We start from the raw sequence: 22,264 nt of genomic DNA, 5'->3' as shown, positions 1-22,264 counted from the left end.
GCTCAGGTCGCTTCCAGGATGCGCCTCTCTCAGCCGTCGTGCGCGACGGTCACGGCATCGCTGCCCCTCACGACCAAAAGCCTCGATCATGGCCGTCGGCCCGGTCCGCGGCACACCGCCGCTGCTCGGTGCGGCCACGCCGTGGCGACGGTGGCGGTCACGAGAGGTGGATGTGGCTCGCGGCGACGGCTGGCACCGGCCAGGTGCGCCGGAGAGCTCTCTGGTGAGCACCGAGCACGAGCGAGGTCTGGCATGGTCGTCCTGTTGACGGGAGAGGTCGTCGACGCGGCGTTCACGAGCATGCGTCGCAAGCGGCCCGGCACACTGGGCACCGAGCGACACCGCCACCGCACGTGAGAGAGGCATCGATGGGACGCACAGCCGGCCGAGGGCCCGAGGACACCAAGCGGTTGATCCTGGACGCCGCGAAAGGCGTCGTCGTGGAGCAGGGAGCCCGCGCGACCCTTGACGACGTGGCAGTCGCGGCGGGCCTGACCCGCGGAGCAGTGATCTACCACTACAGCTCGAAGAATGCCCTGTGGCAGGCGCTTGCCCACGATGTGACCGACCAGTTCCACCGGGACGTTCAGAGCCGTCTGGAGGGCGGCGACCGGCCGGGGCGTCTGGCGCGCTCCTTCATCCGCGCATCGCTGGAAGGCGACAACATCGACGCGGTCGGGGAGCGGCTGTTCCTCCTGTCGGCTCTCGCGGTAGTGCCGGGGGTGGCAGAGCTCGTGGCCGAGGACGGAGCTCGCTGGAGGGCCGAGATGGCAGAGGACGGGCTCCCGGTGGGGGCACGTACCGTCATCGTCAACGCCGTCGACGGGGCCGGCCTGATGACCGGCTGGGGGCTCAAGCCCGAACGGGAGGAGCTCGTCGCGCTGCGTGCCGAGCTGGAGAAGCTCACCGCAGGTGAGCCGTTCCCGAGCCCGGCTCACCTCAGCGCGTGACGCGCGCCAAGCGACGCAGCTCAGTTACGACGGAGCGGGGCAGGGTCCGGGGGTAGAAGGCGGGTACCTCTCGGGCGCCTTGCCACCCGTCGACGGCGAGGACCGCGGTCGCCAGTGCAAGGTGGTCGGGCCGCCGGAGGTCGATCGCGCGCAGCAGGCGCGCACGCGCACGGATGCGGCTGTCGGCGGTGTGGGGAACGCCGGCGATGGCGTAGAGCCGGTGGACGGCGGTGACCCGGCGTTCGTCCTCGAGGCCCTGCAGCCACATCGTCAGGTTGTTCCGGTCGAGGTGGAGCTGGAGGGGAGAGGTCTCGCTGGTGAAGCCGTCCGCGTAGATCTGTCGCGCGACGTCGATGAGGAGCCCGTCGATGTCGCCGAAGGCCGCGAGCAGCTCGGCGTGGCTTCGTCCGCTGGCCTCGGCGACTTCGGCGATCGTGAGCTCGTCCGGTCGCCGCCGTCGGGAAAGCTGCAGCACGGCGCGCACGACGGGTCGTTCGTCGTGCAGCCTTTCGTCGTCGCTGCGCTGGGAGGGCGCCACGTCGAGCGGCCGGACGAGGGGGAGGTTGCCGTATTCGCTGAGACGTGTGGACAGGACTGACCACCGTGCGGCGCTGAAGCCGTAGGTGCTCTGGTAGCTGCCCAGCCAGAGTGCTTCGGCGGCGAGCGAGGAGACCCACAACCGCGGGCCCACTGTCTCCGCTTCGTGCGCGTCGTCGTGCGGGCCCAGGCCGGGTGGTGTGGTGGGGAGGTCGCTCAGCGCCCGCCGGACCTGCCGGTGCAGGCGGCTCGCCGCAAAGAACGAGAAAGAGAAGACCGGCACGCGTGCTCCTTGCTGGCTGTGGCGCTCTGGAACGTGGCGCCACGGTGCCCGGGCGCGTGGGCCCCTCTCCCGGCTGCACGCCGAGGCCGGGGGCAGGGTGGTTTCAGTGGGAGGCGCCGGTGATGCTGGTGCCTCGCGGAGTCATGAGAAAGACGAGCGCGGCCACGGCGAGCATGAGCACGCCGCCCGCGAGGCTCGCGACCTGCATGGAGTGGGTGAAGGCAGCGTTGGCTGCGGCCGCGAGCTCGGGCAGGTGAAGCTGGTCGGAGATGGCGACCGCTGCCCCGAGAGACTCCTTGGCCTGGTCTGCCAGGGTGGGGTCGATGGCCTGGAGCGTGGGGTCGGTCGCGTACTGGGCGCGGTAGATCAGCGCGGAGATGCTGCCCAGGATGGCGACGCCGAGCACGGCACCGAGCTCGTAGGACGTCTCTTCGAGCGCGCCGGCGTTGCCGGCCTTGTCCTCGGGAGAGCCGAGCATGATCATGGCGGAGCCGATGGCCAGCGAGCCGGTCCCGGCGCCGACCAGCACGAGCACGGCCAGCACCCGGGCCACGTTGAGGTCACCGCCGGGGCCGAGGCCGAGGACGAGCATGCCGATCCCGGCGAGCGCCAGGCCGGCGGCGAGCACCGCTCTGGCGCCGAAGACCCTCGACAACGGTGGTGCCACGATGGCGGCGACGGCCGCGGCGAGCGCCTCGGGGGTCAGCAGCAGGCCCGCCTGGATCGGGGAGACGCCCCGCACCAGCTGGAGCCACTGCGCGAGCAAGAGCAGGGCGGCGACGATCGAGAACGTCGTCCCTAGGGCAGCGACCATCCCGGCGGAGAACGTGCGGTTGCGGAAGAGGCGCAGCTCCAGCAGCGGGTGCTCGCTGCGGATGCTGCGGAACACGAACCAGGTGAGCGTCACCGCGGCGAGCGCGAGCGCGGCCCAGGCCTCGGGCACGGCGAGGGTCGACTCCTTGCCGAACTGCTTGATGGCCCAGACCAGGGCGGTCATCCCGACCAGGGAGAGCGCAGCGGCCAGGGCGTCCCATCGACCGGCGACACGCACCCGGGACTCGGGCAGGATCGCCAGGCCGGCGGCGATGGCGACCGCGATGAGAGGCACGTTGATCAAGAACGCTGCCTGCCAGGAGAAGTGCTCGAGCAGGACGCCACCGACCAGCGGTCCGACGGCGGCGCCGAGCCCGGACACGGCTGCCCAGACGCTCAGCGCCTTGGCGCGTTCGGCGGGGTCGGTGAAGATGACGCGGATCAGCGACAGGGTGGTCGGCATGATCATGGCGCCCCCCACGCCGAGCAGTGCACGGATCGCGATGACCGCCTCGGCGGTGCTGGTGAACACCACCAGCAACGAGGCCGCACCGAAGATGGTGTAGCCCAGCAGGAGCATCCGCTTGCGACCCCACCGGTCACCGATCGCCGCGAAGGACACGAGCAGTCCGGCGAGCACCAGCGAGTAGATGTCCACGATCCACAGCTGCTGGTCGGCAGTCGGGTGCAGTTCGGCAGCCATCTCGGGCAGCGCGATGCTGAGGATCGTCATGTCCATCGTGAGCATGAGCAGGCTCGCGCTCAGCACCGCGACGGCGGTCCACCGTCGCCGGGAGGACATGATCGCGCCCGCCTCGGTACCGGTCTCCTGCCCGCTCTTCGTCATCGATCTTCCGCCTCGTCCGCTCAGCTGTGCGATAAACTGTACTGACGAGTCAGTATAGTTGCTGCTCGAAGATCAGACGATCCACGCACGAACGGAGCCGACCATGAGCAGCGCCCCCACCAAGCAGCACGCCGACGTCGTCGTCGTCGGAGCAGGAATCGCCGGGCTCACCGTCGCCGACCAGCTCACCCGCGAAGGACACCACGTCGTCGTGCTCGAGGGCCGGGATCGTGTCGGTGGGCGGATCCGGCAGGCCGAAGTGGCGGGCGTCGCCGTCGACGCGGGTGCGACCTGGGTCGCGCCGGGTCACACCGCCGTACGCGATCTCGCCCGTCGGCTCGGGTGCGAGCTCGTCCCCCAGTTCCACCAGGGCAAGGGCGTCCTCTCCTTCGACGGGCGCCGCAGGGTCGAGAGCGTCACCGCGCTGGCACCCTGGGTGATGCTCGACCTCGCGCGCATCATGCGTGCCCTGGACAGGGCCGCCGACGACCTGCCGTCCTCCTCGCCGTGGGAGCATCCGCACGCTGCACGGTTGGACGCGACGTCGTTGGGCGAGTGGCTGACCGCCAAGCGGGCGCTGAAGAACACCAGGAAGTTCGTGACGATGATCAGCCTGGTGCACTGGGGCGCCCCCGTCGGTGACGTGTCGCTGTTCAACGTGCTGCGCTACATCAAGACGCTGGGCGGCATCGAGCACATGCTCGCCGTCGAGGGCGGCGACCAGCAGGACCGGATGCTGGGCACCATGCACACTATGGTGAGCGGCCTGGCCGACACCCTCGGGCCACGCGTGCTCCTCGGCTCCCCGGTCGAGGGCGTCACCACCGCAGGGGACCGAGTCACGGTCCGGACTCCCGTCCACACCATCGAGGCACGCTACGTCGTCGTCACCGCGTCGCCGATGCACCGCTCGAGCATCGAGTTCACGCCCGCCCTCCCCGAGCAGCACTACGGGCTCGCGCGGACCTGGCGGCTCGGCGCGCTCAGCAAGGCCTTCGTCGCCTACGACCGCCCCTTCTGGCGGGACGACGGCCTGTCCGGCGAGGGAATGTCCGACGACGAGACCGTCTTCCTCACCTTCGACGTGAGCCCGCACCCTGACGGCCCCGGCATCCTCATGGCCTTCTGCGACGCGCGCGGGTTCGACGCCCACGACGAGGGCGAGCGCCGCCGCCGGGTGGTGGACCACCTGGTCCATCTGTACGGGCAGCGCGCGCGGGAGGTCACCGACTACACCGACTTCTCCTGGGGGAACGACAGCTTCGCGCCCGGCGGGCCCAACCCCGCTGTCGCACCGAAGGCTTGGACCGCCTTCGGGCCCTACCTGCGCGAGCCCGTCGGCCGCATCCACTGGGCGGGCACCGAGACCGCCGACGAGACCTCCGGGACCATGAACGGTGCCATCCTGTCGGGCATGCGAGCAGCGGCAGAAGTAACAGCTCGCCTCGCGGCCGACCGTGGTGCCGATCCGCAGGGGTGATCGATGCGGTGCGGGGGCAGGCGGGACAGGTTCACCGCGGCACATGGTCGAACGGGTAGGCGTCCTCGACGGCGTCGACGTACGGACGCCGGCGCTCATCCCCGGACGCCGTCGAAGGTGTCGGGGTCCGCGCTGCCGGTGCGCTCGTCCCGGTCGAGCCCGGTGATCGTGGCCATGTCGTCGTCGGAGAGGGCGAAGTCGAACAGGTTGCCGTTCTCGGCGATCCGGGCGCGGCTCGACGCCTTGGGGATGACGACGTCGCCCCGCTGGAGGTGCCAGCGTAGGACGACCTGGGCGGGGGTGCGGCGGTGCCGGGCCGCGACCCGGGCCGCGACGGGGTCGTCGAGGACCTTGCCGCGCGCGAGGGGCGACCACGCCTCGGTGACGATGCCGTGCCGGGCGTGGAACGCGCGGAGCTCGTCCTGGACGAAGTACGGCTGGACCTCGATCTGGTTGACGGCCGGCACGACGTCGGCCTCGTCGAGCAGGCGCTGCAGGTGCGCGACCTGGAAGTTCGACACCCCGATCGCGCGGGCGCGCCCGGCCGCGTACGCCTCCTCGAGCACCCTCCACCGCGCCACGTAGTCCGTCACGGTCGGCAGCGGCCAGTGGATGAGGAACAGGTCGACCTGCTCGAGCCCCAGGTCGTCCATGGTCCGGTCGAACGCGGCCCGCGCCTCGTCGGGCGAGTGGTGCGGGTTGTCGAGCTTGCTCGTGACGAAGACCTCGTCACGCGGCAGCCCGGAGTCGCGGACGGCCTCGCCGACCTCCCGCTCGTTCCCGTACATCTCCGCCGTGTCCACGTGCCGGTAGCCGAGCTCGAGGGCCGTGCGGACGAGTCGCGCCGTGTCCGCCGGGGGCACCTTGTACGTGCCGAAGCCGAGCTGCGGGACCGTCGTGCCGTTGTTGAGGGGGACGGCCGGCGCGGGCAGCGCCGGGGCGCGGTCTTGTCCGCTCACGACGCGGGGACCCAGTTGAACGTGTCGGGGTCGGCGCCCGTGCGCTGGCCGCGGTCGAGCGCGGTGATCGCGGCGACGTCGGCGTCCGCGAGCTCGAAGTCGAACAGCGCGAAGTTCTCCTCGACGCGGGCGCGCGTGACCGACTTCGGGAAGACGATCTCCCCTCGCTGCAGGTGCCAGCGCAGCACGACCTGGGCGGGCGTGCGCCCGTGGTCCTTCGCGATCTGGACGATCACCGGGTCGTCGAGGACGAGGCCCTGCGCGATCGGGGACCACGCCTCGGTCGCGATCTCGTGCTCGGTGTCGAACGCGCGCAGCTCGTCCTGGACGAGGTACGGGTGGATCTCCACCTGGTTCACCGCGGGCACGACCGTCGTCTCGGTGTGCAGCCGGCGCAGGTGGTGCGGCTGGAAGTTCGACACCCCGATCGCGCGCGCCCGGCCCGACGCGTAGATCTCCTCCATCGCCTTCCACGTCTCGACGTAGCTCCCGACGTCGGGCAGAGGCCAGTGCACGAGGAACAGGTCGAGCCGGTCGAACCCGAGCGCCTCGAGCGACCGGTCGAACGACGCCAGCGCCGCGTCGCGCTCGTGGAAGGCGTTCGACAGCTTGCTCGTCACGAAGACCTCGTCGCGCGGGATCCCCGACGCGCGGACCGCCTCGCCGACGCCCTGCTCGTTCCCGTACATCTGGGCCGTGTCGATGTGCCGGTAGCCCACCTCGAGCGCCGTCGCGACCGCGTCCCGCGTCTCCTCCGGCGGGATCTGGAAGACGCCGAACCCGAGCTGCGGGATCCGGACACCGTTGTTGAGCATGATCTGGGGGACGGTCGCATCAGCCATGCCTTCACCGTGTCACGGGCGGTCGCGCGGTGCTACCTCGCGTCGGACGATGAGGTATGGCTCACGCCGAGAGGTCCTCCGTCGCACGGCTCGCCGCTGTCGGGGCGGCGGCCGCCCTCGCGCTCTCCGGGTGCACGGGCTCGTCACCCGCCCGCGCACCGTCGGTGTCGCCGACGACGGCGCCCGCCACCACCGCGGACTCGCCCACCTCCCCGGCGACGACGCCCGGGACGGAAGGGACGTCGTCGGCGGAGCCCACGATGCCCGCGAAGGCCGGAACGCCGAAGGTGACCGTGCTCGCGACCCACCTGGACACCCCGTGGGGGCTCGCCCCGCTGCCGGGCGGGAAGGTGCTCGTCACGGAGCGCGACCACGCGCACGTCGTCGTGGTGGACCTGGCGTCGGGGAAGCAGACCGAGGTCGGGGGTCCGGGCGCCGACGACCTGCAGAGCACCACCGTGCACCAGCAGGAGAGCGGGCTGCTGGGGGTCGCGGTGTCGCCGTCGTTCGCGTCGGACGGGCGCGTGTTCCTCTACCGCACGACGGCGCAGGGCAACGAGGTCGTGCGGGCGCGGCTCACGCTCGGATCGTCGCCGAGCCTGGGTGCGCTCACGCCGGTCGTGACGGGCATCCCCGCGGCGCAGTTCCACAACGGCGGCCGCCTCGCGTTCGGGCCCGACGGCGACCTGTACGTCACGACCGGCGACGCGACCGCCGGGCAGCACGCGCAGGACCCGGGGTCGCTCGGCGGGAAGATCCTGCGGGTCACGCAGGACGGCGACCCCGCGTCCGGCAACCCCGCCGGCACGCGCGTGTGGACGCTCGGGCACCGCAACGTCCAGGGGCTCGGGTGGGACGCGAGCAAGCGGATGTTCGCGAGCGAGTTCGGGCAGGACACCTGGGACGAGCTCAACCAGGTCGTGTCCGGGAAGAACTACGGCTGGCCCGAGGTCGAGGGCAAGCAGGCCGACGGTGCGGGCACCGACCCGTCCAACCCGCCCGACCACTACATGGACCCGCTCGTGACGTGGCAGACCGACGATGCCAGCCCGTCCGGACTGGCCGTGTCCGACTCGGCGGTCTATCTCACGGGACTCCGGGGCGAGGCGTTGTGGCGCGTCCCGCTCGAGCCCGCCGCGAGCGGCACACCGACGTCGGCCCGCGCGACGGTCGGCAGCCCGCAGCGGCTGCTGCACGGCACCTACGGCCGGCTGCGCACGGTGATGCTCGACCCGACCGCCGAGGACACGGCGTCGACCGACACCCTCCTCGTCCTCACGAGCAACACCGACGGCCGGGGCGACCCGTCGTCCGACGACGACCGGCTCCTGCGCGTGACGGTCCCGAGCGCGAGCTGACCGGCGCGTTCGCCCACGGTGACCCTCCGCTCGCCGATGGTGACGCCCCGTTCGCCGGTGGTGACGCTCCGCTCGCCGATGGTGACGATACCTGCGCCGATGGTGACGCTGCCTGCGCCGATGGTGACGTCGCGTTCGCCGGTGGTGACGCTCCGCTCGCCGGTGGTGACGTCGCGTTCGCCCACGGTGACGCTCCGCTCGCCGATGGTGACGCTGTCGGCGCCGATGGTGACGTGTGTCGGGGCTCGAGGGCCGTCGTCGCGCAGCGCGAGCACCACAGCGGACGGGCGGCCCGTCACCTTCGGTGAACACAGCGTCACCGTCGGGGTCTGGGGCGGGCGAGCGGCTGTTGAGGTGGGACGACGGGCGAAGGGTGGGGCGGGAGGGGTGTGCGCGGTCGTGGCGGGTCTGGCGGGAGCCGAAGCGAGGAACGAGCGAGGCGGATGGAAGACCGCGCACACCCCTCCCGGCCCAACCGCCCCGACCACGTCGCCGTCGGCGAACGGGGCGTCACTGTCGGCGAACGGGGCGTCGCCGTCGGCGAAGGCGACGTCACCATCGGCGAGCGGAGCGTCACCGTCGGCGAACGGGGCGTCACCTGCGCGCAGCCGAACCGTGGGCGAACGCAGCGTCGCCGTCGGTGGACGCAGCGTCACCGTCGGCGGGGGCCCACTTAGGATGACGCCATGACCCACATCCTCTCGGCCGTGGCGTGGCCGTACGCGAACGGCCCGCGCCACATCGGTCACGTCGCTGGTTTCGGTGTCCCTTCCGACGTCTACAGCCGGCACATGCGGATGGCGGGTCACGACGTGCTCATGGTGTCGGGCACGGACGAGCACGGGACGCCGATCCTCGTGCAGGCGGAGCAGGAGGGTGTGACCCCCCAGCAGCTCGCGGACCGGTACAACCGGGTCATCGTCGAGGACCTGGCGCAGCTGGGCCTGTCGTACGACCTGTTCACCCGCACGACGACGCGGAACCACTACGCGGTCGTGCAGGAGATGTTCCGCACGGTCCACAAGAACGGCTACATGGTCGAGCAGACCTCGATGGGTGCGATCTCGCCGTCGACGGGCCGTACGCTGCCGGACCGCTTCATCGAGGGCACGTGCCCGATCTGCGGGTACGACGGCGCGCGCGGAGACCAGTGCGACAACTGCGGCAACCAGCTCGACCCGATCGACCTCATCAACCCGGTGAGCCGGATCAACGGCGAGACCCCGAAGTTCGTGGAGTCGAACCACTTCTTCCTGGACCTGCCGGCGCTCGTCGACGCGCTCGACTCCTGGCTGCGCACGCGCACCAACTGGCGCCCCAACGTCCTGAAGTTCTCCCTCAACCTGCTCGACGACGTCCGCCCCCGGGCGATGACGCGCGACATCGACTGGGGCATCCCGGTGCCGCTGGAGGGCTGGGAGGACAACCCGAACAAGCGCCTGTACGTGTGGTTCGACGCGGTCATCGGGTACCTGTCGGCGTCGATCGAGTGGGCGCGCCGGTCCGGCGACCCGGAGGCGTGGCGCGCGTGGTGGGACGACCCGGCGACGGTGTCGAACTACTTCATGGGCAAGGACAACATCACGTTCCACTCGCAGATCTGGCCGGCGGAGCTGCTGGCGTACGCGGGCAAGGGCAGCAAGGGCGGCACGCCCGGCCCGTACGGCGAGCTGAACCTGCCGACGGAGGTCGTGTCGAGCGAGTTCCTCAACGTCGAGGGCCAGAAGTTCTCGTCGTCGCGCGGCGTCGTCATCTACGTGCGCGACATGCTGGCGCGCTACCAGACGGACGCGTTCCGCTACTACGTGGCGGCGGCGGGCCCGGAGAGCCAGGACGTGGACTTCACGTGGGCCGACTTCCTGCGCCGGAACAACGACGAGCTCGTCGCCGGCTGGGGCAACCTCGTGAACCGCACGGCGAACCTGGTGCACAAGAACTTCGGCGCGATCCCGACGCCGGGCCAGCGGCAGCCCGTCGACGAGGCGCTGCTGGCGACCACGACGTCGGCGTTTGGCACGGTCGGCAACCTGCTGGAGACGCACCGCCAGCGCGCGGCGATCGGCGAGGCGATGCGCGTCGTCGGCGACGTCAACAAGTACGTCTCGGACACGGAGCCGTGGAAGCTCAAGTCCGACCCCGACCGCCTGGCGACGGTCCTGCACACGGTCACGCAGGCGGTGAGCGACTGCAACACGCTGCTCGCGCCGTTCCTGCCGCACTCGGCGCAGCAGGTCCACGAGACGTTCGGCGGGTCGGGCACGGTGACGCCACTGCCGCGCATCGAGGAGGTCACCGACCTCGACGACGACTCGCGCCACTACCCGGTCATCACGGGCGACTACACGGGCGGGGACCTGCTCACGTGGGAGCCGCGCGCCGTCGTGCCGGGGACGCCGGTCGCGAAGCCGACGCCCATCTTCACCAAGCTCGACGACTCGATCGTCGAGGAGGAGCTCGAGCGGCTGCGCGAGAAGGCCTGATGTGACGCCGTCGAGCGAGCAACGGCAGCGTCGTCGCAGGGAGCGGTACGCCTGGCCGCCGGACCCGGAGCCCCTCCCGGTCGCCGTCGTCGACAACCACACGCACCTCGACTCGATCCACCACGTGCTGGGCGGGACCCCGCCCGGCGGCACGTGGTTCCCCGACGGTCCCGACGGCGCAGCGGACCCCGTGCACGTCCCGACGGTCGCCGAGCACCTCGCCCGGGCGAAGGGGGCGGGCGTGCCGCGGATGGTGACGGTCGGCTGCGACCTCGACGCCGTCGCGTGGACGGACGCGGCGGTGCGCGAGCACGACGCGCTCGTGGGCGCGGTGGCGATCCACCCGAACGAGGCGGTGCTGCACGCGGGCGTCCGCGAGGTCGGCCCGGACGGCCTCGACCCGGACCCGCAGCCCCGGCACGAGGTCCCGCTCGACGACGCGATCGCCCGCGTGGCGACCGTGGCCCGGGAGAACCCGCGCGTCCGCGCGATCGGCGAGACCGGCATGGACCTGTTCCGGACGGGCCCGGAGGGGGAGCGGGTCCAGCGGGAGTCGTTCCGGGCGCACCTCGCGCTCGCGCGCGAGCTCGGCCTGCCGGTCCAGATCCACGACCGGGACGCGCACGCGGAGGTCGTCGAGGTGCTCCTGGCCGACGGCGCCCCCGAGCGCACGGTCTTCCACTGCTTCTCGGGCGACGCCGCCCTGGCCCGTCTCGCGGCCGAGCGCGGCTGGTACCTGTCGTTCGCGGGCCCGGTGACCTTCGGCGCCAACGACGCCCTGCGCGCGGCCCTCGCCGTGACACCCCTCGACCACGTCCTCGTCGAGACGGACGCCCCCTACCTCACGCCCCATCCGTTCCGTGGACGCCCGAACGCGCCCTATCTCCTGCCGCGCACGGTGCGGCGGGCGGCCGAGGTGCAGGGCCTGGAACTGGCGGACTTCTGCGCCGCCGTCGCCCGGAACACCACCGAGGTGTACGGCACGTGGTGACCGCGCGGGCAGGTCGCGGAGGTCGGCCGATTGACGCATACCGTGACCCGTCCGTTATCTTCGTCTCCAACGACCGGCGGTCACCGCTGCCGACGGTCAGGGGGAACGACGAAGTACCTGCTTGGACCGCCCTGTCCCGCCGACGATCGGATCACGCGTGATCGACGAGATGCCCGCCCCCCGGGTCTTTCCGACGCGTCGTGAGCTGCGGGAGGCGCGCGAACGCGAGGAGCGCGCCCGCGAGCTGAGTCGTGAGCAGGCGGCGAACCACCCGGCGCCGGAGACCGTGCTGCGACGCGAGCTCCACTTCGCGCCCGTGGGCGGCGGCGCCGACGGCGCCCGCATGTCGGCATCGCTCCACGCCGGCCCGCCCACGCGGGCCCGGGACGTCGCGACGACGCGGTCGGCCGCCACCCGTCCGGCGCCGGCGCCGCTGCCGAGCCCCGGCCCGAGCCGGTCCCGCTCGCACCGGGCCGACGCGCCGACGCGCACGTTCGGCCGTGACGTCGACGTCCCGCGCCTCGCCGGGGCCTGGGCGCGTCGTACGTTCCCGACGCCGGCCGTGCCGCCCGTCCCCCCGCCGCCGAGCGGGCTGCACCGGACATCCCCGGAGCCCGCCGTCACGACGACGTCCGCTCCCGTCCCGATGATCGACACCCCGTCCGGGCCGGTCCCGGTGGTCGACCGCACGTCGACGGCTGCGGCTGCGCTCCGCGCGTGGGCGCCCGTCGTCGAGTCGACCGTCGCGACGCGCGTGACGCTCCCGGTGCACGACGGCCCGAGCGTTCCGCCCCCGCCTCCGGGAGCCACGCCGAGCACGCCACCGCCGCCGCCCGCCCGGGCGGACGCGGCGCCGGCCGAGACGCCCGTCGACCTGGCGCCCGTCGAGCTCCCCACCGACACCCACACCGCGGAGGCCCACCCGGCGCTGTTCCGCGAGAGCCGCCACCGCCAGCGGACGCGCGAGCGCACGCACCTGACGAGCCGACCGGTGCGCTGGGGCGCGCAGGCGATGGTCCTGGCGGCCGTCGTCGGGACGACGGGCGCGTTCACCGTGTACCACCGGCACCTCGACCTCGACGTCGACGGCAGCACGCGCGCCGTCGACGCGTACGGCTGGACCGTGGGCGACGTGCTCGCCCAGCAGCACGTGTCGGTCAAGGAGGGCGACGTCGTCGAGCCGGCGCTCTCGGCGCCGGCACGCGGTGTGGACGAGATCGTCGTCCGCACGAGCCGCCAGGTCACGATCGAGGACGACGGCGAGCTGAAGACCATCACGACGACGGCGTCCACCGTCGGCGAGCTGATGGACGCGCTCGGGTCGCGCGCCGACGGCGCGATCACCTCCGCGTCGCGTTCGGCCCCGCTCGGGCGCGAGCCGCTGCGCATCTCGACCACGAAGTCGCTGCACGTGCTCGTCGACGGCCAGGACGTGCCGGTGACGACGTCGGCGTCGACCGTGGGGCAGGTGCTCACCGACGCGGGCGTGGAGCTCGGGTCGAAGGACACGACGTCGGCGCCGGTGGGCGCCGCTGCCGTCGACGGCATGGTCGTCGTCGTGAACCGGGGGAAGTCCTCGAAGTCGCACGTCACGCAGGTCATCGCCTTCGACTCGAAGGAGATCAAGGACCCCTCGCTGCCCAAGGGCCAGAAGGTCGTCAAGACGACCGGGCGCGTCGGCTCGATCGAGCGCACCTACACCGTCTCGACCAAGGGTGGGGTCGAGGTCTCGCGCACGCTCGTGAGCCAGGAGGTCACGGCTGAGCCGGTCGACGAGGTCGTCCTGGTGGGCACGATGGCGGTGCCCGACCCGTCGACCGTCGTGGTCTCGCCGGGGTCGGCGCAGGCGATCGCGAAGGCGATGGTCGCGGACCGCGGCTGGGACTCGTCCCAGTTCTCGTGCCTGGTGTCCCTGTGGAACCGGGAGTCCGGCTGGCGCGTCACGGCGTCGAACGGGTCGAGCGGTGCGTACGGCATCCCGCAGGCGCTCCCGGGCTCGAAGATGGCCACGGTCGGGTCGGACTGGCGGACCAACGCCAAGACCCAGATCACCTGGGGGCTGAACTACATCGCGGGCCGGTACGGCACGCCGTGCGGGGCGTGGGGACACTCCCAGGCCACCGGCTGGTACTGACCGGCACGCACCTCCGGGTCGGGGTGGGCGCCCGGCCGACCCCATGTGGGTCGCTCGTCCAGGTCGTTCGTCCAGTTGGACGGTCGTCCCAGTTGGAACCGACCCCGGGACGGCGTGTGCGTGCGCGGTGAAGATCTCGGCTTCCGTTACGGATGAACCGGGCGCGACCTCGCACACCTCGCACGGACGGTTTGGACCTGCGCGGGGCCACGCCTAGCGTCATGCACTCGAACCGCCGGATCGGCGGACGGAGCCACCGGGCGACGCTACGGGCGTCGCCCGACCCGTGCCCTGGACTGTCCAGGTCCGGTGCCGCCTCACTGCGCCCGGTCCTGTCGCGCCGTCGGGGTCGTTGGCTGGGAGCGCTTTCACGCCCACCGCCCGTCGTGCCCGGATGGCACCAGCAAGGACCTGCATGACTTCGCCTCGCCCCGCACAGACGTCCGCACCGACCACCCGCTCCGAGCGCCGCCACAGCGAGCACTCGTTCCGCCTCCGCCGCCGCCTCCTCGCGGTGGGTGCCACCGTCGGCGGCCTCGCCGTCGTCGGCGGCATCGCCGTCGCCCAGGCCTCCAGCCTCGGCAGCACACCCGCCGACGCCGCTGCCGCCTCCCCGAGCTCGTCCACGACGACCACGCTGGACCGCGGCGACCACGCCGCGACCCGTGACCTCACGAACGGTCGCACCCCGCTCACCGGGAAGCCGATCGCCGCGAAGAAGAACGCCACCACCGCGACCACGCTGCCGGCCGGCGCCGTGCACGTCGTGGCCCACTCGTGGAAGGTCCGCACGACCGACACGGCCACCGCCACGGTCGGCAAGCTTCTCGCCGCGCACCACGTCACCACGGACAAGGACGACAAGATCGTCCTGACGCCGCCCACGAAGGCCCAGAAGAAGTACGGCTTCGTCGCGACCGTCACGGTCCACAAGGTCGACGTCACGAACAAGACGACGAAGACGGCCGCCCGCGCTCACACGATCGTCAAGAAGGACTCCCACCGCCTCGCGTCGGCCGGGACCAAGGTCCAGCGCGCCGGCCACGACGGCGTCAAGACGACGGTCAAGCGCGTCACGACGATCGACGGCAAGGTCGTCAAGCGCACGACCGTCAAGGTCATGAACTCGGCGGTCGACCGGATCCTCGTCAAGGGCACGAAGTCCGACCCGATCCCGGCCGGCCCGTCCGGTGCCAAGGCGATCGCCGCCTCGATGGTCGCGGCGCGCGGCTGGGGCGGCGACCAGTACCAGTGCCTCGTGAACCTCTGGAACCGCGAGTCGGGCTGGAGCGTCACCGCGACCAACGCGTCGAGCGGCGCCTACGGCATCCCGCAGTCGCTCCCGGCCTCGAAGCTCGCCTCGGCGGGCTCGGACTGGCGCACGAGCGCGAGGACCCAGATCACCTGGGGCCTGAACTACATCGCAGGCTCCTACGGCACCCCGTGCGGTGCCTGGGGCCACTCGCAGGCGACCGGCTGGTACTGACCGGCCCTGCTGGTGCGGGGCGGCGCCGCTGCCGCCCCGCACCCCTCCCGCCGTGGGTGGGGGGGGGGCGGGGGGCGCGGGGGGGGCGGCGGCCCCCGGCGCCCGGCGCGGCGCCGCCCCGCCCACGGCAGGGGCGCCCGCGACACCGCAGTCCCCCCCCGCCAGCGGCGGGGCGACGCCCCCCGAGCGCCCCCGTCCCCCGCACGCCCCTCCCGCCCCGCCCCCCACGACCGTGAACGCCCGACCTGTGGCACACGACGGCGCGAATCTCGCGCTATCACGAACAGATCACGGACCGCACATTTACTCGGTCGCTCGTCCCGGCACCCGCCGCGCGACGGAGGCCGTGCGGCACGACCCGAGGACTGCTCCCATGGCCCCGAGCCCCCTTGACCAGACCGCTGAGCCGATCGCCCCGCGCCGCGGCCCGCGCCGTGCGCTCGCGGCCGCCGTCGTCGCCCTGACGCTCACGAGCGTCGGCGTCACCGGCAGCGTGGCGCTGGCCCCGCAGGCCGCCGACGCGGCGACGGCGACCGTCGCGCCCGTCGCGGGCGCGGTCACCAAGACCACCACCGCGCACCGCACGACGAAGCTGCCCGCGGGCGCGCGTGTCCGGCTGTACGCCAAGAGCTGGCACCGGAACATCGTCACGACGGCCCCCCATGCGACCGTCGGCGCGCTCCTCACGGCGGCGAACGTCCGCGCCGACAGCAACGACCGCCTCCGCCTCGGCCCGGCGAGCGCCGCCGACAAGCGCGCCGGCGTGGCCGGAAAGGTCACCGTGCAGCGCGTGACCGTTGCGAACGTGAGGACGAAGAAGCACGTCAAGCGCACGACGAAGGTCGTGAAGTCGAGCAAGCGCTACAAGGTGCTGGGCTCCTACGTGAAGCGCAAGGGTCACGCGGGCACGCGCTCGACGGTCACCCGGATCACCCGCGTCGACGGGAGGGTCACGGCCCGCAAGGTCGTGCGCACGCACAGCACGATGGTCAAGAAGGTCGTCGTGAAGGGCACGCGCAAGAGCCCGAAGCACGCCACGGTCGCGTACTCGAAGGCGATCGCGAAGGACCTCGTCCGTCGCAAGCACTGGAGCACCCGCCAGTACACGTGCCTCGTCTCCCTGTGGAACCGCGAGTCGGGCTGGCGGGTGTCGGCGCACAACAGCAGCAGCGGCGCGCACGGCATCCCGCAGGCGCTGCCGGGCCGCAAGATGGCGAGCGCCGGCCCGGGCTGGCGCACGAACGCCAAGACCCAGATCACGTGGGGCCTCGGCTACATCAAGGGCCGTTACCACACGCCTTGCGGTGCTCTGTCCCATTCGCACCACTACGGCTGGTACTGACCGGCCATGACCGGCTGACGCCGTTTTCGCCGCGAATTCCCACCGCCTTCGATCTGTTTCCGGTAATACCGGGCACAAATCCGCACAGGGGTTTCGTAGGAGATCACGGATCGGTTACGGTCGAACGCTGACAGCCGGATCGGAGCACGAGAACCGGGCGGGCACGAGCCCGCACCCCGGGTCGCGGCAACCCCGCGACCCGGCACCGGGGTGCCACGCGCGCCACCTCGCCTCCGTGCCCGGGCCGCTCGACGACTGGACTCGAGTGACTTCTCCCCAGGACACCCCCCACGGCAGCACGACGCCGGGCACCGAGCCCGCGGCCACCGCTGCCACCACCACCCGGAGCCGGCACCGCCGCTGGCCCTGGATCGCCGCAGGGGCCGCGGTCGCGGTCCTCGTCAGCGGCGGCGCCGTCTACGCCGGCGCCCACAAGTCGGTCACCCTCGACGTGGCAGGCGAGTCGTCGACGGCCGGCACCTTTGCCGGCAGCGTCGGCGACCTCCTCCAGAAGAAGGGCATCGAGCTCGGCGACCACGACGTGGTCTCCCCGGGCCCCGACGCTTCCCTGCACGACGGCGAGCGCATCGTCGTCCGCTACGGCCACCAGGTCACGGTGGACGTGGACGGCACCAAGACCACCGTGTGGACCACCGCGCTCGACGCCGGCGAGGCGCTCGGAGCGCTCGAGGCACGCGGCTCCGACGTCAGCCTCGTCGCCAACCGCTCGCAGGCCGGCGGCCGCCCGGCCCTCGGCCTCGAGCTCGCGGCCTCCGGCCCGGTCGCCGTGGTGGCCGACGGCAAGACCCGCGTGGTCCAGGACCCGAGCCAGGGCGTCGACAGCGTGCTCAAGCAGCTCGACATCACCCTCGGCGCGCGCGACCGCGTGTCCGTCGAGCCCCGCACCGGCTCGCCCGACGTCGCGCTCGTCGTCGAGCGGGTCGCCGTCAAGAACGTCAAGCACACCAAGTCCGTCGCGTTCAAGACGGTCCACAAGAAGGACGCGTCGCGGTACGCCGACCTCGGCTCCGCGGTCACCAAGGCCGGGAAGAAGGGCGTCTACACGACGACCTACCGGGTCACCTACGTCGACGGCAAGGTCGAGGCGAAGACCGTCCTCAGCAAGGGCGTCACGACGAAGCCCGTGAGCAAGGTCGTCGTGACCGGGACCAAGGAGCGGCCGAAGCCCGAGCCGAAGCCCGTCGTCACCTCGACGACGCGCTCGTCGTCCTCGAGCTCGTCGTCCTCGAGCTCCTCGTCGTCGTCCAGCGGCTCGTCGTCCTCGTCGGGCAGCAGCTCGTCGGCCGGCAGCGCCCCGACGTCGGGCGTGTGGGCCAAGCTCGCGCAGTGCGAGTCGGGCGGCAACCCCAAGGCCGTGAACCCGGCCGGCTACTACGGGCTCTACCAGTTCACGGTGGGCACGTGGCAGTCGCTCGGCGGCACGGGCCTGCCGACGGACGCCTCCGCCGCGACGCAGACCGCGCTCGCGCAGAAGCTCCAGGCGCGCTCCGGCTGGGGCCAGTGGCCCGCCTGCGCGGCCAAGCTCGGTCTCCTCTGAGCGACCGAGCACACCCCCGGCCGGTAGGCTCACCGCCATGACCGACCACCGAGGCGCCCTGCTGGGCCCGGCCGAGATCCGGGACCTGGCAGGGCGTCTCGGCGTCCGCCCCACGAAGACGTGGGGCCAGAACTTCGTGCACGACGGCGGCACCGTCCGCCGCATCGTCCGCACCGCGGGCGTCGAGGCGGGGGAGCGGGTCGTCGAGGTCGGTCCCGGGCTCGGGTCGCTCACGCTCGGGCTCCTCGAGGCGGGGGCGAGCGTCGTCGCGGTCGAGATCGACCCGACGCTCGCGCGGCAGCTCCCCGAGACCGTCGCCGGCCGTTCCCCCGAGCTCGCCGAGCGGCTGACCGTCGTCCCCGGCGACGCCCTGGACGTCACCGAGCTGCCCGGCGAGGCGCCGACGGCCCTCGTCGCGAACCTCCCGTACAACGTGGCGGTGCCCGTCCTCCTCACGTTCCTCGAGCGCTTCGACACGCTCGAGCGCGTCCTCGTGATGGTGCAGTCCGAGGTGGCCGACCGCCTCGCCGCGGCCCCCGGCTCCAAGGTCTACGGCGTGCCCAGCGTCAAGGCCGCCTGGTACGCGTCGGCGCGCCGGGCCGGGACGGTCGGGCGCAGCGTCTTCTGGCCGGTGCCCAACGTCGACTCGGCGCTCGTCGCCCTGGAGCGGCGCGACCCGCCCGCCACCACCGCCACGCGCGAGGAGGTCTTCGCCGTCGTCGACGCCGCGTTCGCCCAGCGCCGCAAGACCCTGCGCGCCGCGCTCGCCCGGACCGCCGGCTCGGGCGAGGCCGCCGAACGCGTCCTCGTCGCGGCCGGCGTCGACCCGTCCGCGCGTGGCGAGACGCTCACCGTGACCGACTTCGCGCGCATCGCCGAGGCCTTCGCCGCCCAGGTGACCTCATGACGGCGCACCTGGCGGCCGCGCCCGAGCCCGCGGTGACCGTCCGCGCGCCGGGCAAGGTCAACCTGTCGCTCCGGGTCGGCGTCGTCCGCCCCGACGGCTACCACCCGCTCGTCAACATCTTCCAGGCGGTCTCCCTGTTCGAGGAGGTCACCGCGACCGCGGTGCCGGCCGGTCGGGGCGTGTCCATCGCCGTCGAGGGGCCGCACGCCGAGCGCGTCCCTACGGACCGGACGAACCTCGCGTGGCGCGCCGCCGAGCTCCTCGCCGAGCACACGGGCGTCCCGGCCGACGTGCACCTCGCGATCGTCAAGGGCGTGCCCGTCGCCGGCGGGATGGCCGGGGGGTCCGCCGACGCCGCCGCCGCGCTCGTCGCCTGCGACGCGCTGTGGGAGACGGGTCTCGGGCGCGACGAGCTCACCGACCTCGGCGCCCGGCTCGGCGCCGACGTGCCTTTCGCGCTCCACGGCCACGTCGCCGTCGGCACCGGCCGCGGCGACGTGCTCACGCCCGCGATGGTCCGTGGCGAGTTCTTCTGGGCGCTCGCCGTAACCGACGAGGGGCTGTCCACCGCCCGGGTCTTCGACGCGTTCGACGCCTCCCACGCCGGCGGCGGCAGCGTCCCCGCCGACCCGGCGCTCGCCGACGACACCCCCCTCATGCAGGCGCTGCGGGCCGGCGACCCCACCGCGCTCGGCGCCCTGCTCCACAACGACCTGCAGGAGCCGGCCCTCGGCCTCGCCCCGCACCTGCGCGACACCATCGAGGTCGCGCGCGACGCCGGCGCGCTCGGCGTCATGCTCTCGGGCTCCGGCCCGACGGTCGCCGCGCTCGCGCGGAGCCGCCAGCACGCGCTCGCGATCGCCGCGTCGTGGACGGCCGTGGGTGCCGTGGACGATGTCTATACTGCCGTCGGCCCATCGCCCGGGGCACGGATCGTCTGACGACATCCCGCCGACCGATCCGCGGACCGGGCCCAGGTCCGGCCGGCGATCCCGGCGCGGACCCGATGGACTTCGCTCAACGAAGAGACGAAGGAGTCGAACGTGCCCCAACCTGTCCCCAGCCCTGACGCGCCCCGACACGGTGTGCGCCCCGACACGCCGGTCCGAGGGCCGGCCCGACCCGGCCCGTACGCGGTCGCCGGCGTCCTCATCGCGATCGGGATCGTGCTGCCGCTCGTCGTCCCGATCTACGCGCGCCACGACCCGGAGCTCGCGGGGATGCCGTTCTTCTACTGGTACCAGCTCCTGTGGGTGTTCATCGACGCCGGGCTCCTGTACGTCGCGTACGTCGTGATGATGAAGGAGGACCGGCGCCGCCGCGCCGTCGTGCGCGACCAGGCCGCCCAGGGCGGCGGCCGTCCCGCCCGCCACGCCGCCCCCGGGGCCGACGACGGCGCGCCCGACGGCGCGGACGGCGTCGACGGCCAGGACGGGGGTGCCCGGTGAACGCGCTCCTGCTCCCTACCGTCACGCTCCCGGCCGTGACGCTCCCCGCCGCGGCGCCCGACGCCAGCGGTCACCGCGACATCGCCGGCCTCGCGCTGACGATCGTCATCATCCTGTTCGTCATCGTGGCCGGCATCGGCTTCATGGCCTCCCGGTGGCGCACGTCCGCGGAGGACCGGGGGCTCAAGAGCCTCGACGAGTGGGGCCTCGGCGGCCGCGGGTTCGGCTCGTGGGTGACCTGGTTCCTGCTGGGCGGCGACCTCTACACGGCGTACACGTTCGTGGCCGTGCCCGCCGCGATGTGGGCGACCGGGGCCGTGAGCGGCTTCTTCGCCGTCCCGTACACGATCGTGCTGTACCCGATCGTGTTCCTGCTGATGAGCCGCCTCTGGTCGGTCTCGCGCAGCCACGGCTACGTGACGCCGGCGGACTTCGTGGGCGGGCGCTACGGCGGGCGCTGGCTGTCCACGGCGGTCGCGCTCACCGGCATCGTCGCGACCATGCCGTACATCGCGCTCCAGCTCGTCGGCATGAAGGCCGTGCTCACCGTTCTGGGCCTCGGGTCGTCGAGCAACACCTTCACCAACGACCTGCCGCTCATCATCGCGTTCGTCGTGCTCGCGGCCTACACCTACACGGGCGGCCTGCGGGCTCCGGCGCTCATCGCGGTCGTCAAGGACCTGCTGATCTACCTGGCGATCGTCGTCGCGGTGATCTACCTGCCGAGCAAGTTCGGGGGCTGGTCGTCGATCTTCTCGGCCGCGGACGACAAGATGTCGACCGTGAACCCCGCCACCGGGAAGGCGGCGGGCGCGATCATCCCCGGACCCGCGAGCTTCAACGCCTACTGGACGCTCGCGCTCGGCTCCGCGATGGCGCTGTTCATGTACCCCCACTCGATCACCGGGGTGCTGGCCACGAAGAGCCGCAACACCATCCGCCGCAACTCGATGGTCCTGCCGCTGTACTCGCTCATGCTGGGCTTCCTGGCGCTCCTCGGGTACGTCGCCATCAAGGCGGGGACGCAGCCGATCGACACCAACGGCAAGGTCAACGCGCAGCTCGTCGTCCCGCAGCTGTTCCTCGACGCGTTCCCGTCGTGGTTCGCGGGCATCGCGCTGGCCGCGATCGCGATCGGCGCGCTCGTGCCCGCCGCGATCATGTCCATCGCCGCGTCCAACCTGTTCACGCGCAACATCTACCGCGACCTGTTCAAGCCGGACGTCACGCCCGCGTCGGAGGCCAAGGTCTCCAAGCTCGTGTCGCTGCTCGTCAAGGTCGGGGCGCTCGTCTTCGTGCTCGGGATGGACCAGTCGTCCGCGATCAACCTGCAGCTCCTCGGCGGCATCTGGATCCTGCAGACGTTCCCGGCGATCGTCGCGGGGCTGTACACGCGGTGGTTCAACAAGTGGGCGCTGCTCGTCGGGTGGGCCGCGGGCATGGTCTTCGGGACGATCGCCGCGTACAACGTGGTGAACCCGGCGACCGGCAAGCACTTCGGCGGCTCGATCGCCGCGATCCCGTGGACGCACACCACCGTGTACATCGGGATCACCGCGTTCGTGCTCAACGCCGTCATCGCGACGGTCGGGACGCTCGTCCTGCGGGCCTGCAAGGTCAAGGACACCGCCGACAGCACGCGCTCGACGGACTACGAGGTCGACGAGGACGACGTCCGCGTCCAGCCGGTCCCGGAGGAGCTCCGCACCGAGCTCTCCTGATCAGCACCTTTCGTGCCGAACACGGGGTCCGCGCCCGCCAGGTAAGCCGGCTGCCGGTGGACCACGCGAGGGTTGGCCCCTGCCGCGCTACAGAGCGCGGGATGCCCGGTGGCGGGGTACCACGCCGG

The 22,264-nt window shown here is 72.5% G+C and carries 17 protein-coding genes; 13 read left to right on the top strand and 4 right to left on the bottom strand.

What is annotated here, in order from left to right; translation table 11 throughout:
• Positions 1–368: 368 nt before the first annotated feature.
• On the top strand, positions 369–950 hold the full coding sequence (locus ACFT5B_RS13475; RefSeq protein WP_386799055.1) for a TetR/AcrR family transcriptional regulator: 582 nt from the start codon (positions 369–371) through the stop codon (positions 948–950).
• On the opposite strand, the gene ACFT5B_RS13470 is transcribed toward ACFT5B_RS13475, so the two are convergent.
• Complete coding sequence (locus ACFT5B_RS13470; RefSeq protein ID WP_386799053.1) at positions 940–1,770, bottom strand: hypothetical protein; 831 nt, start codon at positions 1,768–1,770, stop codon at positions 940–942. The genes ACFT5B_RS13475 and ACFT5B_RS13470 overlap by 11 nt on opposite strands.
• Before the next feature lie 103 nt (positions 1,771–1,873).
• On the bottom strand, positions 1,874–3,430 hold the full coding sequence (locus tag ACFT5B_RS13465; protein WP_386799052.1) for an MFS transporter: 1,557 nt from the start codon (positions 3,428–3,430) through the stop codon (positions 1,874–1,876).
• Between the two features lie 103 nt (positions 3,431–3,533).
• Between ACFT5B_RS13465 and ACFT5B_RS13460 the strand changes: the two genes are divergently transcribed.
• Positions 3,534–4,910, top strand: coding sequence for a flavin monoamine oxidase family protein (locus ACFT5B_RS13460; protein ID WP_386799050.1), 1,377 nt, complete (start codon positions 3,534–3,536; stop codon positions 4,908–4,910).
• 95 nt (positions 4,911–5,005) lie between these two features.
• On the opposite strand, the gene ACFT5B_RS13455 is transcribed toward ACFT5B_RS13460, so the two are convergent.
• Both ACFT5B_RS13455 and ACFT5B_RS13450 read right to left on the bottom strand, forming a co-directional pair.
• Positions 5,006–5,869: an aldo/keto reductase gene (locus tag ACFT5B_RS13455; RefSeq protein ID WP_386799048.1), complete on the bottom strand. Its 864-nt coding sequence runs from the start codon at positions 5,867–5,869 to the stop codon at positions 5,006–5,008.
• Positions 5,866–6,711 carry an aldo/keto reductase gene (locus tag ACFT5B_RS13450; RefSeq protein ID WP_386799046.1) on the bottom strand — a complete coding sequence of 282 codons (846 nt, stop codon included), beginning with the start codon at positions 6,709–6,711 and terminating at the stop codon, positions 5,866–5,868. Before ACFT5B_RS13450 ends, ACFT5B_RS13455 begins: the two co-directional genes overlap by 4 nt.
• 56 nt (positions 6,712–6,767) lie before the next feature.
• Here ACFT5B_RS13450 and ACFT5B_RS13445 point away from each other — a divergent pair, with 56 nt between their 5' ends.
• The 11 genes from ACFT5B_RS13445 to mctP all read left to right on the top strand — a co-directional run bounded on the left by ACFT5B_RS13445 (position 6,768) and on the right by mctP (position 22,136).
• Complete coding sequence (locus ACFT5B_RS13445; protein WP_386799044.1) at positions 6,768–8,069, top strand: PQQ-dependent sugar dehydrogenase; 1,302 nt, start codon at positions 6,768–6,770, stop codon at positions 8,067–8,069.
• A gap of 686 nt (positions 8,070–8,755) precedes the next feature.
• Entirely contained in the window at positions 8,756–10,549 is a 1,794-nt protein-coding gene (gene metG, locus ACFT5B_RS13440; protein ID WP_386799041.1) for a methionine--tRNA ligase, read from the top strand.
• Between the two features lies 1 nt (position 10,550).
• A complete protein-coding gene (locus ACFT5B_RS13435) occupies positions 10,551–11,540 on the top strand; it encodes a TatD family hydrolase (RefSeq protein WP_386799039.1) in 990 nt (329 codons plus the stop codon).
• A 157-nt stretch (positions 11,541–11,697) separates the two neighbouring features.
• On the top strand, positions 11,698–13,674 hold the full coding sequence (locus ACFT5B_RS13430; RefSeq protein ID WP_386799037.1) for a ubiquitin-like domain-containing protein: 1,977 nt from the start codon (positions 11,698–11,700) through the stop codon (positions 13,672–13,674).
• 415 nt (positions 13,675–14,089) lie between these two features.
• Positions 14,090–15,160, top strand: a complete 1,071-nt coding sequence (locus tag ACFT5B_RS13425) for a G5 domain-containing protein (protein WP_386799035.1) — start codon at positions 14,090–14,092, stop codon at positions 15,158–15,160.
• A gap of 373 nt (positions 15,161–15,533) precedes the next feature.
• Positions 15,534–16,502, top strand: a complete 969-nt coding sequence (locus tag ACFT5B_RS13420; RefSeq protein ID WP_386799033.1) for a G5 domain-containing protein — start codon at positions 15,534–15,536, stop codon at positions 16,500–16,502.
• Positions 16,503–16,767: 265 nt separating this feature from the next.
• Positions 16,768–18,060 carry a ubiquitin-like domain-containing protein gene (locus ACFT5B_RS13415; RefSeq protein WP_386799031.1) on the top strand — a complete coding sequence of 431 codons (1,293 nt, stop codon included), beginning with the start codon at positions 16,768–16,770 and terminating at the stop codon, positions 18,058–18,060.
• Positions 18,061–18,097: 37 nt separating this feature from the next.
• Positions 18,098–18,967 (top strand): 16S rRNA (adenine(1518)-N(6)/adenine(1519)-N(6))-dimethyltransferase RsmA, encoded by an 870-nt coding sequence (gene rsmA / locus ACFT5B_RS13410; protein ID WP_386799029.1) that lies wholly within the window; start codon positions 18,098–18,100, stop codon positions 18,965–18,967.
• Positions 18,964–19,908: a 4-(cytidine 5'-diphospho)-2-C-methyl-D-erythritol kinase gene (locus tag ACFT5B_RS13405; protein WP_386799027.1), complete on the top strand. Its 945-nt coding sequence runs from the start codon at positions 18,964–18,966 to the stop codon at positions 19,906–19,908. The genes rsmA and ACFT5B_RS13405 overlap by 4 nt, the downstream gene beginning before the upstream one ends.
• Positions 19,909–20,010: 102 nt before the next feature.
• Positions 20,011–20,415: a DUF3311 domain-containing protein gene (locus ACFT5B_RS13400; RefSeq protein WP_386799026.1), complete on the top strand. Its 405-nt coding sequence runs from the start codon at positions 20,011–20,013 to the stop codon at positions 20,413–20,415.
• A 35-nt stretch (positions 20,416–20,450) separates the two neighbouring features.
• Entirely contained in the window at positions 20,451–22,136 is a 1,686-nt protein-coding gene (gene mctP / locus ACFT5B_RS13395; RefSeq protein ID WP_386799024.1) for a monocarboxylate uptake permease MctP, read from the top strand.
• The last annotated feature ends 128 nt before the right edge of the window (positions 22,137–22,264 follow it).

It is taken from the genome of Luteimicrobium sp. NPDC057192 (genome assembly GCF_042670205.1).
Taxonomy (GTDB): Bacteria; Actinomycetota; Actinomycetes; order Actinomycetales; family Cellulomonadaceae; genus Luteimicrobium.
Note: the sequence above shows the minus strand (reverse complement) of the source record. Positions and strands in the feature narration are given on the sequence as shown.

What these genes read in the sequence shown, in the direction of transcription:
- ACFT5B_RS13475 (WP_386799055.1), top strand. Translation starts at nt 369, where the DNA reads ATGGGACGCACAGCCGGCCGAGGGCCCGAGGACACCAAGCGGTTGATC.
- ACFT5B_RS13465 (WP_386799052.1), bottom strand. Translation starts at nt 3,430, where the DNA reads ATGACGAAGAGCGGGCAGGAGACCGGTACCGAGGCGGGCGCGATCATG.
- ACFT5B_RS13460 (WP_386799050.1), top strand. Translation starts at nt 3,534, where the DNA reads ATGAGCAGCGCCCCCACCAAGCAGCACGCCGACGTCGTCGTCGTCGGA.
- ACFT5B_RS13450 (WP_386799046.1), bottom strand. Translation starts at nt 6,711, where the DNA reads ATGGCTGATGCGACCGTCCCCCAGATCATGCTCAACAACGGTGTCCGG.
- ACFT5B_RS13445 (WP_386799044.1), top strand. Translation starts at nt 6,768, where the DNA reads ATGGCTCACGCCGAGAGGTCCTCCGTCGCACGGCTCGCCGCTGTCGGG.
- metG (WP_386799041.1), top strand. Translation starts at nt 8,756, where the DNA reads ATGACCCACATCCTCTCGGCCGTGGCGTGGCCGTACGCGAACGGCCCG.
- ACFT5B_RS13425 (WP_386799035.1), top strand. Translation starts at nt 14,090, where the DNA reads ATGACTTCGCCTCGCCCCGCACAGACGTCCGCACCGACCACCCGCTCC.
- ACFT5B_RS13420 (WP_386799033.1), top strand. Translation starts at nt 15,534, where the DNA reads ATGGCCCCGAGCCCCCTTGACCAGACCGCTGAGCCGATCGCCCCGCGC.
- rsmA (WP_386799029.1), top strand. Translation starts at nt 18,098, where the DNA reads ATGACCGACCACCGAGGCGCCCTGCTGGGCCCGGCCGAGATCCGGGAC.
- ACFT5B_RS13405 (WP_386799027.1), top strand. Translation starts at nt 18,964, where the DNA reads ATGACGGCGCACCTGGCGGCCGCGCCCGAGCCCGCGGTGACCGTCCGC.